The following is a 12,400-nucleotide window of genomic DNA, read 5'->3' on the forward strand; positions in this document are numbered from 1 at the left end:
AAAAAGATAATCATCAGGAAAAATGAATTTTTCACTTGAGGTTGGACCTCAAACAGATCTTAATACACTGCCTCCCGTTAAGGATGTTTATGTAACTATGCTTCCAGGAGGAGACTATAAAGAGACAGCTAACCAAACAGCGGCGTTAGTTAAAAAAGGATTTAATCCAGTTCCACATTTTCCAGCACGATCAATTACGGATGATGCTCAGCTTAAAGATTACATTGTAAGATGTAAAGATGTGGGTGCTAAACAAGCTTTAGTTATTGGAGGAAGTAGAGAGCCAGTTGGAAAATTTGATAGTTCAATTCAAATTTTAGAAACAGGATTTTTTGATGGAATTAAAATAGGAATAGCAGGACATCCAGAGGGAAGTCAGGATATTTCTGATAAAGAATTAGAAAAAGCTATGATAGATAAAAAACCTTACGCCGACTATATAGTGACCCAGTGGTTATTAGAAAGTCAACCTATCGTAGATTTCATTTCTAAGCAGTCAGTACCAGTGCATGTAGGAATTACTGGGCCAATGAAAATAACTAGCTTAATTAAATTTGCTAATATTGTCGGGGCAAAAAATTCTATAAATTTTCTTAAATCTAATTTTAGTAAGGCATTAGATTTATTGAAACCTAAAGACCCTAATGAATTAATTGGGAAAGTGAAAGAGTTTACTGGTAACTTCCACATTTATACATTCGGCGGCTTGAAGGAAACAAACAAGTGGTTGAAGGAGAACGGTTATGTCTAATGAATTTGACTATACTAAACTAAATCATGTAACTTCAGTTGATCAATCAGATCGTGAAGTACCATACAACTTAAGACAGAGTGGGCCTACAAAAGTTGAAATGTTAATTTCAACAAGAGTAAGAAAATCTCCGTATTGGCATTTATCAATGCAAGCAGGTTGTTGGAGAGCAACTGTATACAATCGTATTTATCACCCAAGAGGATATGTAAAGCCCGAAGATGGTGGAGCGATGGTTGAATATGAGGCAATTAAAAATCACGTTACAATGTGGAACGTTGCTGTTGAAAGACAAATTAGAGTTAAAGGTCCGGATGCAGAAAAGTTTACTGACTACGTTATAACTAGAGATGCAACTAAAATCTCACCCATGAGAGCAAGATATGTAATTCTATGTAATGCTTATGGTGGCGTTTTAAATGATCCTATTCTTCTTAGAATTTCAAAAGATGAATTTTGGTTCTCTCTATCAGACTCTGATATTGGAATGTATCTTCAAGGTGTTAACGCTGATGGAAGATTTGATTGTACTATTGAGGAAATTGATGTTTGCCCAGTGCAAATTCAAGGACCTAAATCAAAAGCTTTAATGAAGGATCTTATTGGAGATCAAGTGGATCTAGATAACATGCCTTTCTATGGTTTAGCTGAAGCAAAAGTTGGTGGTAGAAGTTGTGTTATTTCACAATCTGGTTTCTCAGGTGAAGCTGGATATGAAATCTACTTAAGAGAGGCAACTAAATACGCTGATGATATGTGGAATGCTGTTCTTGAAGCTGGAAAAAAACATAGCCTAATGGTTATAGCCCCTGCTCACCACAGAAGAATTCAAGCTGGAATTCTTTCTTGGGGACAAGATATGGATCATCAACACAATCCTTTCCAGTGTAACCTTGGTTACCAAGTATCACTATCAGGTAAAGGCGAGTGGAATAAAAAAGCTGACTATGTTGGAAAAGCTGCATTAGAGAAAATGGGTGCAGATCTTAAGGCTGGTCAAAAACCTTATAAACTTCAGTTAGTAGGTCTTGAGTTGGGTGGAAAACCAATTGAAGAATATGCTCCTGACTTTTGGTTAGTGTCACCTGAGAGTGGTGGAGATCCTGTAGGATTTATCACATCACCTTGGTATCACCCTGAAAAAGGTCAAAATATAGCAATGGGATATGTGCCATTTGATGGAACATTAAATGCTAATGGTTTCCCTAAAGGTAAAGTTGGAACTAAGTACAAAGTTCACTTACCTGCTAAATATTCTGACACACCAGGAACGCCTGTTGATGCTGTGGTAGTGGATATTCCATTTACAGAATCGTTTAACGCAAACACAAGAGAAGTCGTTAAAGGTTAAATTAATTATTTGGGGGAGGTTAATTCTCCCCCACTAATAATGACAAAATCATTCCTAATCGTAATTTGCATAATAATAATAATTGCTTTAATACTCTTTCCACTATTTGTTTCTTATAAAGCGCAGAAAAATAGTAAAAAAAATAAATAATGTTTGGTCAATTTTTAAATATAGTTGTTCGGTCTATTAAATTAGATAAATCTCTTTACAAAGATAATAAGAACTTTGGTGAAGCTGCAATATATTTTGCAGGCCTTATCATGATACTAGACGGGTTAGCAGGAGCTGTTGCAGCAAACACTGTTATTAAAACTGCTGTTGCAATGTCTGGTTTAACTGCCATTCTTACTTGGTTTGTATGGGGACTATTTATTTATGTGATCGGTGTAAAATTATTTCCAGATAAAGATACTAAAGTTTCATTTAAAAAAGTTTTAACAGCTGTTGGGTTTGCTCATGCACCAGGGCTTTTAAGATTTTTTGCTGTAACACCAGATTTAATGATCCCAATTATATTTTTAACTCAGTTCTGGATATTTGCTGGATTAATCATTTCAACAAAACAAGTTTTAAATCTAAAGTCTAATTTTAAATCATTTGGAATAGTCTTTTTAGCTTTTTTAATAATTGCTTTTCTTTCAATATCTTTTGTAATGAGCAAAATGAATGCTTTGCCTATAAGCAATATCAGTTAAATTGGAAATATAGTTTTTGAAAGCTTACAAGAATTACAGGTTTTAAATCCTGTTAAAATTAAATTTTGAGAAACACTCGGGTCTTCTTTTTTACACTCTTCACAAAAATTATCTAATTGAAGAACTTCTTCATCACTATTATCTTGATCATTAAAGTCTTTAGTCATTATCAGTAAGGCCAGCTCCTGCTCCACCTTGTTTTAAGCTTTCATTTTCTTCAACAAACGTTTCTTCTGAAAGCTTATAAAGCTCATTCCATTCTTTTTCTTCAAACGAGTCTCTGTTTTCTAAAATTTTTAAATAAATATTTTCAGCAGATTCGATTATTTCGTTTTTAGTGTAATTAGAATAAATATTATTATTAAAGTTTAATAAAAACTCCCTGTCATCAATTTTTAAGAATATTCTTTTACCGATTACCTCAGCTGCTCTACTTACAAATGGTAAGAAAAGTAACGGATATGAGACTTTTTTAAATGTTATCTCGTTTAAAGTTTCTAAAGTTTTAATCTGATCTAAAAAATTTACCCCTGCAATTATTGGACAATATTCATTTTTATTAGCTTCATTGTCTTGCTTTATGATGCTGATATTCTCTAATCTTAATTCTTTTTTTTTCTTAAAAAAACTATTTAAGTTTTTAATTCCAGGTAGGCTAAAAATCTCAAGTAATCTTATATTTTTTCCAATCTCTTCCGCAATCCCCCATGAATATCCAGCAGCCCTGCTCGATCTTTTAGAAACTGTATCTATTTCACTTAATGATCTCATGTTGATTAATTATAAACCCAATGTTCATCATAGTTTTTTAATTGTTCTGGTAAGGGTGCTCCTTGAAACATACATATTCTTAACCATTTATCAGAACGTGGATCAAATTTTAAAGCTCCAAAAAATGATAACTTTAATCTCAGCATATCAATAGGCATTATTTTTTGGCCAATGGTATTGTCTTGTATTTCCGAATAAGGAAATTTCTCCACTATAAATGCTCTTCTTACAACGTGTCTTAACTCATTATTGGTTGATAAAAATTTAGCAATAGTCCAACTATTTTTAGTAACCGATAACGATTCATAAAGTTTTTTAATATCTCTTGCAATTGCTAAGGGTTGCTCTAACTCAGCACCCACTTCATCAAATCTATTTGCTAGTCTAGGTTCCTCTTTATTTTTTGAGATAAACCAAAAATTTAAATTATTTTCATCTTTGGTAAAATCTATTGTTAAGATATCTGGATATTTTTTTTCTAAAATTAGCTTTAAGTCTTCTACCGTTCGCTCAGTTGGAATATTGAAATATTTTTCTTCTTCAGAGCTCATTTCTTTAATTAACGGGGACGTTATATCATCATAAGGTTCCATCATCATTGAGACGACATATTCAATGCATTCTTCACAATATTTTTTTTCTAAATACAGATATAATTCGTTAAAGGCATAATCTTGCTTAAAATTAAATTCATTATCTAGATAGACAATAAATTCATTAAGATCTTTCAATAAAGATTTAATCTTATTTATTTGATATTCACTTTCAGTATTCCAAGAAGTGATATTCTTTATTGATTTTTTTAAACATTCTAAAAATAAGTTTTTATCTTTCTCTGATATTGTTTTTATCTCTCTTATTTTTTTTAAAGAAATTTCTCTTGCTGAAATCCAGTTATTTAAAAGAGTTGGATGATTAACAATAAATGGAGCCATTCCAAGACCTGTAGAATTTCCTATTCCTAAACCTTTACAAATATTTATATCAAGATTTACAGCTTTTTTTGGATTCTTACTTTTTGCAACGTGATTAACTTGATCAAAAGTAAATTGTCTTACCAGATAAACCAACATCATTTCCAATCTAAATGGACCATATATTTCTTCTCGGTCTTTAATTCTAAATCTGTCTGCTAAGCCAAATTTACCTGACCCATAAACTGCTGTGGTTCTATATAAATAACCAACACTAGTTAACAAATCATTATCAGGCTGCTTACCTTCGCTTAAACATTCAACCACATGATTGAAAACTCTTACTGATTTATTAGCTCTTGAAAGAGTTAATTCTTTATAAGAAAGTCTGCCAAATTCTTGTTTTGGTACTTCGTTTTTTAATCTTTCAATATCTTGTTTTTTTGGAACACCATCAAAAAGTGTGAAGGCTGCATCCCATTTGGTAGCTATAACTCTATCTGATCTTTCATTATCATCTAATTCATTTGCAAAACAAATTAATGAATACACTCTATTTTTTTTCTTAAATGAATAAACTGCAGTACCATAGCCATGTTCGTTTAATTCAAATAAATCTCTTTTGTAATTCCAATCCTTAAACTCTTTTAAAAAACTTCTTAAAAATGAAAGTTTAGATTGATGAAAAGACCCAAGTCTTGATAGCTTCATTACTACATTGGGATCTCTTAAAGAAATATTCATTGATTCATTTCTTTGTAAAAATTGTACCAGTTGTTTCCAAGAATTCCATTTACTTCACTTTCTGAAAAACCAACTTTTTTAAGTCCTATCTCTAAGTTTTCAAATCCTCTTGCATCTAAAAACCAATCAGGTTGTTTTGGAAAACCAGGTTTGTTTTTAGACCCTTCTCCATAATTTTTGCTTTTAGTCCAAGTACCATTTCTCATCCACTCAACAATAGTATCTGGTTGGTTTAAACAAAGATCTGAACCTATTCCAATTTTTTCAACTCCCATAATCTCAGCTGTCTTAGCTGTCATTTCACAAAAGCTTTCTAAAGAGCAATCTGTTCCATCTTTTAAATGATGAGGGTATAAAGAGAGGCCCAATATTCCTTTGTGTTCTGATAAAATTTTTAATAGTTCGTTTGATTTGTTTCTCTTAGCTGGGTGCCAAAATGATGGATTTGCATGAGTTATTGCAATTGGTTTTTCACTTATCTCAATTGCATCAATTGTACTTTTTTCTGCTGAATGAGACATGTCTATTACAAGACCTAATCTATTCATCTCTTTAATTACCTCTTTACCAAAATTAGTAACCCCACTATCTATTGCTTCATAACATCCAGTCGCTAGTAAGGACTGATTATTATAAGTAAGCTGCATAAACCTACATCCTAAATCATAAACTTTTTCAACCAATCCAATATCATCTTCTATAGGTGAACAATTTTGAAAACCAAAAAAAACTGCAGTTTTATTTTCAGATTTAGCTTTTTCAATATCTTTAAAACTTTTACCGTGAAAAATTAAGTCGGAATTTTCTGAAAAGTGATTTTCCCAATTTTTTAATACCGTTTTTAGCTCATCAAAATCTTCGTGGTAAACAATAGTTACATGGATTGCATCCAGTCCTGCTTGTTTATTGATCTGAAAAATTTCTCTAGACCAGTTACAATATTGTAAATTATCAATTTTAAAATTCATTGTGATCTTCTTTGTTTTAAAGAATACCAATAAGATAGATAAATTCTATTAATTTTATTGAAATTTTAGGCTTAATTTGAAATAACAATTTACGTTAGAATAAAATTACAACAAATGGCTAAAAATAAATTAAACAAAGTATCAATTGTTATGGGTAGTCAATCTGACTACAAAACCATGACATTTTGTCAAAATATTCTTAAAAAATTAAACATAAAATTTGAAACAAAAATAATATCAGCTCATAGAACCCCTAAAAGAATGTATGAATTTGCTATTAATGCTGAAAAAAATGGTATTGCAGTAATTATTGCTGGAGCTGGTGGATCTGCACATTTACCAGGAATGATTTCAGCCCTTACTTCTCTACCGGTACTAGGTGTTCCAATTGAAAGTAAAAAGCTGAAAGGTCTTGATAGTCTTCTATCCATTGCACAAATGCCAAAAGGAATACCTGTTGGAACATTAGCAATTGGAGAAGATGGTGCAATTAATGCTGCCTTATTAGCTGCATCTATTATTGGTCTTAGTGATTTAACTGTTAAGAGAAAATTAAATCAGTTTCGTTTAAATCAAAGCAAATCTGTTAAAAAAAAACCCAAATAGTTGTAAAATATGTCTAAACCAATTCTTGGAATTATAGGGGGAGGTCAGTTAGGTAGTATGCTTGCTATTGCTGCAAATAAACTTGAAATTAAAACAGTTATTTTTTGCAATGATATTGATGCTCCTGCCCAAAATTTTTCTAATGATTTTGTACAGGGTGAATATAATGATAAAAACAAGATTAATGAGTTTTTGAGTAAAGTTGATGTTGTAACTTATGAATTTGAAAATATTCCCTATGAAACATTAAATGAAATTAATAAAATAAAACCTGTTTTACCAAAACCTTCTGTAAATAGAATAATTCAGCATAGATTAGCAGAAAAAGATTTTATCAATAATCTAAATATAAGAACTACAAGATATGTATCTATTGAAAAAAAATCTGAAATAGATTCTGTTGAAGATTTATTACCTGGTATACTCAAAACTACTACATTAGGATATGATGGCAAAGGTCAACACCCTATTAACAGTTTAGAAAATTTAGACTCAATTGATGTTGATTATTCAAAAGGTTATATTTTAGAAAAATTAGTAAAATTAAAAAAAGAAATTTCAATAATCATTACTAGGTTTGGTATTCAAAAATATGAAATTTATGAACCCATTGAAAATGAACATGAAGATCAAATCTTAAGAAATTCTAAAATTCCAGCAGAGATTAGTGATAAAATATTAGAACAATCAAAACTATGGGCTACAACAATTGCAGAAGAATTAAAATATGTTGGAACTTTGTGTGTTGAGTTTTTCATTGACAGGAATGATAACCTTTATGTAAATGAAATTGCACCAAGAGTTCATAACTCAGGGCATCTAACAATTAATGCGTATAATGTAAGTCAATTTGAAAATCATGTAAGAGCAGTTTGTAAACTAGAGCAAATACCTCTTAAAAAAATATCCAATGCAATGATGACAAATATAATTGGAGATCAAATTACTAATTACAGAAATAAAGAACACAATGAAAATGAATTTTTCTTTGATTATCTTAAAAAAGAAATTAAACCAAAAAGAAAAATGGGGCACCTAACAACTCTTCTTAAGTAGATATTACTCATATGCTAAAATCAATCGAAGGAAATTTTGATAATCCAGAAGTTCATGAGCTACTTATAAAGCATTTCATTGAGTTAAGATCTGTGTCACCTGAAGGTAGTGCTCACGTACTTGATATAGCTGGATTAAAAGATCCAACTATTAAATTTTGGAGCCTGTGGGAAGAAAATAACCTAATGGGAAGTGGCGCATTAAAATTCCTAGATAATGAACATGGTGAATTCAAATCTATAAGGGTTAGTGACAACTTTAGAGGTAAAGGAAATGGTACAAAAGTCATAAATCATCTAATTAATGAGGCAAAAAAACTTAATATTAAAAGATTAAGTTTAGAAACAGGTGCTGGTGAGTTCTTTTTAAATGCCAGAAAACTATTTAGTAAGTGTGGTTTTGAGCCCTGCGAGCCCTTCTCTCATTATAAAAAAGATATCAACTCTATTTATATGACCATGCTAATAAGCAACAAATAAATCTTTAATTATTTATTCTTTTAAATTTAGTTGACAAAACCTCAATAAATCTAAACAAAGCGTGAATTACTTAATTATAAGTAATAAAAGTAACACAATAAAAAGTAAGAAGATAAATATGAGTCTACAAGGAAAAGTAAAATGGTTCAATCCAACTAAAGGTTTTGGTTTTATTGAAAGAGAAGATAAAGAAAAAGATGTATTCGTTCACGTTTCAGCTGTTAGAGATGCTGGTATGAACGGTTTAGATGAAGGTCAAGCTTTGACTTTTGAAGTTGAAGATGGTCCAAAAGGTCCTTCAGCGGTAAATTTAAAAACTGCATAATATTCACACTTTCTATTGGCTGCGATTTTTTAATTAAATTAATTTTTTAATTATTTAGCTAAATATTTCAGCCAATACCAATCAGTTTTTTTTAAGAAATTCACTCACTATTGTATTAAATTCATCTGGCTTCTCTAAATGAACATTGTGAGAGCAGCCATTAACTATTCTTAGATCACTATTTATAATATTTTCTTTTAAAGTTTCTACTTGGTTGAAGTTATAGGCTTTGTCTTGATCTCCCCAAATTATCAAAGTTTCGTTCTTAATATTTTTTAAATTTTCAATACCACTCCAATTTTTCATAGCAACAAGAGCATTGTCCGCAGCCTCTAAAGAAGTTTGTTTACCCGCTTCTTCACATAAATAAAAATATTTAGATTTATCCTCTTCAATGAACCATGTTTTTGCAATTCTATAAGCTGTATTATCCAGTCCATTAGTTTTTAGTTTGTCTCTGGAAGCATCTATGGTTTCAAACCTGCCAGGTATATTTCCTCTTGGTCCTGTGCCATAACAAATTAACTTTAATATTTTTTCACCTGCTAACTTTGCCATTTCTTGCACAATCATGCCACCCATTGAGTGACCTAATAAATAAAAACGTTCTATTTTCTTTTTTTCTAAACATGTCAATATAGATTTAGCCATACCTTCAATTGAATTATATGAGTTAACTTTATTACTTTTTCCAAAACCGGGTAATGCTGGTGCCAAAACTCTAAAATTCTTTTTAAAAAAGTCAGTTTGCAAAGTCCACATCTCAGATGATCCTAAAAAACCATGCACTAACACTAGTGGAGTGCCACTTCCCATATCTTCAATAAATATATCTTGCATATTTATATTTTATTAATAATCATCGAATATAACAATTTAATAATAAGTAACTAACAAGTATGACAAATAGAAAAATAACTGACCTTTATGATGTTGAATTCACTCCATTTGATAATTATGGGGTTGTTGTGCCTGGAATGAGTTGGCATAAAATTAGCTATAATAAAGAAAATGGTGGTAATGGAACTTATCTTTTAAAGATGGAACCAAATGCTAAAAGTTTGCCCCATGTGCATACAGGCTTTGAGGAATTTTTGATGTTAGAAGGTGAATTAACTGATCCAGATAATAAAGTTTTTAAAAAAGGTGATTTTGTTACTTTTGAACCAGGCTCTACACACTCATCCTTTACTAAAGATGGTTGCTTAATTTTAGTTTTTATGAGAGGTATCAACAAACCTCTTTAAGGAATTATTAAATAAATTTAATAGAAAATATATATTTATGATTGGAATTTTAGGCGGAATGGGAACTCAAGCGGGACTTGATTTTTGCAATAAACTCGCAATGTTAAATAGAGGAAAAAGTGATCAAGAATACCCTTTATTCATGCTTTATAACAAATCAAATATTCCTGGAAGACCAGAATCTATTGGTGTTCAAACTAAATCATTATCTACAATTCCAAGAAACTCAAAAAATACAAAAAAATATAATAGAGTTTTAAAAAGTTTGTTAGATGGATGTAAATCATTAGAAAAAAGTGGGTGCAAATTTATTGTTATACCCTGTAACACTGCACACTATTGGTATGAAGATTTAAAGAAAAAAATCAAGATACCGATCATTAACATGCCTAAAGAAGTTTTTATACAAACAAAAAAAAGTTGTAAAAAAAATTCTAAAATTGGACTTCTTGCAACAGAGGGAACTTTAAAAACTGAGATTTATGATAAAATTTTTAAAAAGGATTATGTATTGATTAAACCTTTAAGTAATTTACAAACAAGTTCAGTAAACAAAACAATCAAACATGTAAAAATGGGCAATATAAAACTAGCAGAAAAAACTATTAAGCCTGCAATTAAATATTTAATCAAACAAAAATGTAAAAAAATAATACTTGGCTGCACTGAGATACCTATTGCAATTTTTGCATATAAATCTTTACAAAATGCTAAAGTTTCAAAATTGTACCTTGATCCTAATTTAATATTAGCCAACTCCTGTATGGCAAAATATAAAAAATAGATGATGAATATAAAAGTCAAAAAACCATATGTTATATATATGGCTGAAATTATTTACTCCTACGTTTCTATTGAAAAAAATAAAGATCCGGAGCTTGATGTAAAACAAGCTATTAATAAATTCATGGAAACTAATGAATTTATAAAATTAAGTACTGGTGCATTACATGATGAATGGTTTGATGAATTAAAAAAAAATGAATATCTAGACAAAGATACTAGGAATAAAATACCAGATGAAACTATTAAACTTCTAGAAATTCAAAGAGATATGACTGTTAAAAATTTAATTAAAATTCCTAAACTTTACGAAACTGAAAATAATACTCTCATCGAAGCTTCTGATAGAGCACACCAATTCTTATGGCGTATGTGTGAAAGCTATGAGCTGTGGTGTAAAGAAACTGGGCAATCTGAACAGCTTTTATTAGGTATTACTGATTAGCTATTTGAATAATTTTACTTGTTTTTTCTATTCTACTTTTTACTAAAGCAAAAAACTCTTCCTGTTTTTCTTCTTCCTTAATTTTTTTCTTTTTATTGTCTACAAGATTTTGAATATTTTCAGTAGGAGACTTACCAGTAATTTTTTTAACTGCTTGATTAGAACCATATGAAAGGCCAGCTTGATAGATATTACCAGAACTAGCTAATGTATAGGCAGGTCCTAATAAAGCTGCACTTTGCACACAACCATTAAGAAAAAATAACAAAAATAATCCAGCAATTATTTTATTTAAAATCATTATACTCCTACCTAATCCTAAGTATTTATAAGTACAACTCAAGAGAGAAAGTGTTCATTTTGGATATTAATCTCTAATATTGATATAAAATATGACCTATAACTTCGGTATGGTTAAAATTTTTCCATTTATTTTTATCATTTTGTGGTCCTCAGCTTTTGTGACAACAAAACCAATAATAGACAATAGTGATCCTTTTGCTGCATTAGCCTTTAGATTTTTTGTTGTAGCTTTTGGTTTCTATATTTTTTCAATTTATACAAAACAAAAAATTTTGACAAATTTAAGAAACCTTCTGCAGTCACTTTTTAGTGGAGTACTTTTTCATGGTATTTATTTGGGGGGTGTTTTTTATTCAGTTTCAATAGGAATGCCTACAGGTATTGCTGCATTAATTGTAACTTTGCAGCCTATTTTAACTAATGCTTTAGCAGGAAAAATTTTAGGTGAAAAAGTTACTTTCAAACAATGGATTGGAGTGATCCTTGGATTTATTGGTGCTACTTTAGTTTTAGGTTTCGATATTGGATCAAGCCTTCCTGTTTTGGGAGTGATAGCTTCTTTTGTTGCTCTTCTAGCTATTACAACATCAACTTTATGGCAAAAGAAAATAAGTAATGATTTACCTTTGTCTGTAAGTAATATGTATCAAGCAATAGGTGGCTGTTCTTTTCATATAATAATTATTTTAATTTTTAGTGAACCTTATATTAATTTTACATCCACATTCTTAATAGCAATGAGTCATCAGATATTCCTTGTATCTTTTGGAGCTTTCACAATCTTAATGTTTTTAATTAAGAACAACTCAGCAAGTAAAACTGTTTCTATATTTTTTTTAATACCCCCTACTACTGCAATAATGGCCTGGATATTTTTGAATGAAAAATTGAATAATCTAGATTTAGTTGGTTTTGCTGTGGCAACTTTTGGTGTTTATATTGCAACAAGAAAGCAATAAATT

The 12,400-nt window shown here is 30.2% G+C and carries 17 protein-coding genes; 11 read left to right on the forward strand and 6 right to left on the reverse strand.

Going from position 1 to position 12,400, the window contains the following annotated elements:
- Positions 1-22: 22 nt before the first annotated feature.
- The 3 genes from AC5SL4_RS04410 to AC5SL4_RS04420 all read left to right on the forward strand — a co-directional run bounded on the left by AC5SL4_RS04410 (position 23) and on the right by AC5SL4_RS04420 (position 2,797).
- Positions 23-751, forward strand: a complete 729-nt coding sequence (locus AC5SL4_RS04410; protein WP_006998018.1) for a methylenetetrahydrofolate reductase — start codon at positions 23-25, stop codon at positions 749-751.
- Complete coding sequence (locus tag AC5SL4_RS04415; RefSeq protein WP_494587155.1) at positions 744-2,102, forward strand: glycine cleavage T C-terminal barrel domain-containing protein; 1,359 nt, start codon at positions 744-746, stop codon at positions 2,100-2,102. Before AC5SL4_RS04410 ends, AC5SL4_RS04415 begins: the two co-directional genes overlap by 8 nt.
- A gap of 149 nt (positions 2,103-2,251) precedes the next feature.
- On the forward strand, positions 2,252-2,797 hold the full coding sequence (locus AC5SL4_RS04420; protein WP_006998016.1) for a hypothetical protein: 546 nt from the start codon (positions 2,252-2,254) through the stop codon (positions 2,795-2,797).
- Here the strand turns inward: AC5SL4_RS04420 and AC5SL4_RS04425 are convergent.
- From AC5SL4_RS04425 to AC5SL4_RS04440, 4 genes are read right to left on the reverse strand one after another with little or no spacing between them, the layout of a single operon-like run.
- Positions 2,794-2,964 (reverse strand): hypothetical protein, encoded by a 171-nt coding sequence (locus AC5SL4_RS04425; protein WP_271563586.1) that lies wholly within the window; start codon positions 2,962-2,964, stop codon positions 2,794-2,796. The genes AC5SL4_RS04420 and AC5SL4_RS04425 overlap by 4 nt on opposite strands.
- Positions 2,957-3,568 carry a DUF3726 domain-containing protein gene (locus AC5SL4_RS04430; RefSeq protein WP_271564501.1) on the reverse strand — a complete coding sequence of 204 codons (612 nt, stop codon included), beginning with the start codon at positions 3,566-3,568 and terminating at the stop codon, positions 2,957-2,959. Before AC5SL4_RS04430 ends, AC5SL4_RS04425 begins: the two co-directional genes overlap by 8 nt.
- A 5-nt stretch (positions 3,569-3,573) precedes the next feature.
- Positions 3,574-5,226, reverse strand: a complete 1,653-nt coding sequence (locus AC5SL4_RS04435; RefSeq protein ID WP_494587156.1) for a hypothetical protein — start codon at positions 5,224-5,226, stop codon at positions 3,574-3,576.
- Positions 5,223-6,194 carry a membrane dipeptidase gene (locus AC5SL4_RS04440; protein WP_494587157.1) on the reverse strand — a complete coding sequence of 324 codons (972 nt, stop codon included), beginning with the start codon at positions 6,192-6,194 and terminating at the stop codon, positions 5,223-5,225. Before AC5SL4_RS04440 ends, AC5SL4_RS04435 begins: the two co-directional genes overlap by 4 nt.
- A 114-nt stretch (positions 6,195-6,308) precedes the next feature.
- On the opposite strand from AC5SL4_RS04440, the gene purE reads away from it, so the two are divergent.
- The 4 genes from purE to AC5SL4_RS04460 all read left to right on the forward strand — a co-directional run bounded on the left by purE (position 6,309) and on the right by AC5SL4_RS04460 (position 8,660).
- Entirely contained in the window at positions 6,309-6,800 is a 492-nt protein-coding gene (purE, locus tag AC5SL4_RS04445) for a 5-(carboxyamino)imidazole ribonucleotide mutase (RefSeq protein ID WP_006998011.1), read from the forward strand.
- Between the two features lie 9 nt (positions 6,801-6,809).
- Positions 6,810-7,856 carry a 5-(carboxyamino)imidazole ribonucleotide synthase gene (locus AC5SL4_RS04450; protein ID WP_006998010.1) on the forward strand — a complete coding sequence of 349 codons (1,047 nt, stop codon included), beginning with the start codon at positions 6,810-6,812 and terminating at the stop codon, positions 7,854-7,856.
- Between the two features lie 11 nt (positions 7,857-7,867).
- Positions 7,868-8,335, forward strand: a complete 468-nt coding sequence (locus tag AC5SL4_RS04455) for a GNAT family N-acetyltransferase (RefSeq protein ID WP_018414294.1) — start codon at positions 7,868-7,870, stop codon at positions 8,333-8,335.
- 118 nt (positions 8,336-8,453) lie between these two features.
- Positions 8,454-8,660, forward strand: coding sequence for a cold-shock protein (locus AC5SL4_RS04460; RefSeq protein WP_006998008.1), 207 nt, complete (start codon positions 8,454-8,456; stop codon positions 8,658-8,660).
- 81 nt (positions 8,661-8,741) lie between these two features.
- On the opposite strand, the gene AC5SL4_RS04465 is transcribed toward AC5SL4_RS04460, so the two are convergent.
- A complete protein-coding gene (locus tag AC5SL4_RS04465; protein WP_494587158.1) occupies positions 8,742-9,500 on the reverse strand; it encodes an alpha/beta fold hydrolase in 759 nt (252 codons plus the stop codon).
- A gap of 59 nt (positions 9,501-9,559) precedes the next feature.
- On the opposite strand from AC5SL4_RS04465, the gene AC5SL4_RS04470 reads away from it, so the two are divergent.
- From AC5SL4_RS04470 to AC5SL4_RS04480, 3 genes are read left to right on the forward strand one after another with little or no spacing between them, the layout of a single operon-like run.
- Positions 9,560-9,907: a cupin domain-containing protein gene (locus AC5SL4_RS04470; RefSeq protein WP_006998006.1), complete on the forward strand. Its 348-nt coding sequence runs from the start codon at positions 9,560-9,562 to the stop codon at positions 9,905-9,907.
- Positions 9,908-9,944: 37 nt separating this feature from the next.
- Complete coding sequence (locus AC5SL4_RS04475; RefSeq protein WP_006998005.1) at positions 9,945-10,691, forward strand: aspartate/glutamate racemase family protein; 747 nt, start codon at positions 9,945-9,947, stop codon at positions 10,689-10,691.
- Positions 10,692-10,730: 39 nt separating this feature from the next.
- Positions 10,731-11,135: a hypothetical protein gene (locus tag AC5SL4_RS04480; RefSeq protein WP_494587159.1), complete on the forward strand. Its 405-nt coding sequence runs from the start codon at positions 10,731-10,733 to the stop codon at positions 11,133-11,135.
- Here the strand turns inward: AC5SL4_RS04480 and AC5SL4_RS04485 are convergent.
- Positions 11,125-11,436 (reverse strand): hypothetical protein, encoded by a 312-nt coding sequence (locus tag AC5SL4_RS04485; RefSeq protein ID WP_018414296.1) that lies wholly within the window; start codon positions 11,434-11,436, stop codon positions 11,125-11,127. The two genes, AC5SL4_RS04480 and AC5SL4_RS04485, sit on opposite strands and share 11 nt — an antisense overlap.
- 109 nt (positions 11,437-11,545) lie before the next feature.
- Between AC5SL4_RS04485 and AC5SL4_RS04490 the strand changes: the two genes are divergently transcribed.
- On the forward strand, positions 11,546-12,397 hold the full coding sequence (locus AC5SL4_RS04490; RefSeq protein ID WP_026225083.1) for a DMT family transporter: 852 nt from the start codon (positions 11,546-11,548) through the stop codon (positions 12,395-12,397).
- The last annotated feature ends 3 nt before the right edge of the window (positions 12,398-12,400 follow it).

It is taken from the genome of Candidatus Pelagibacter sp. PS_02 (genome assembly GCF_059418065.1).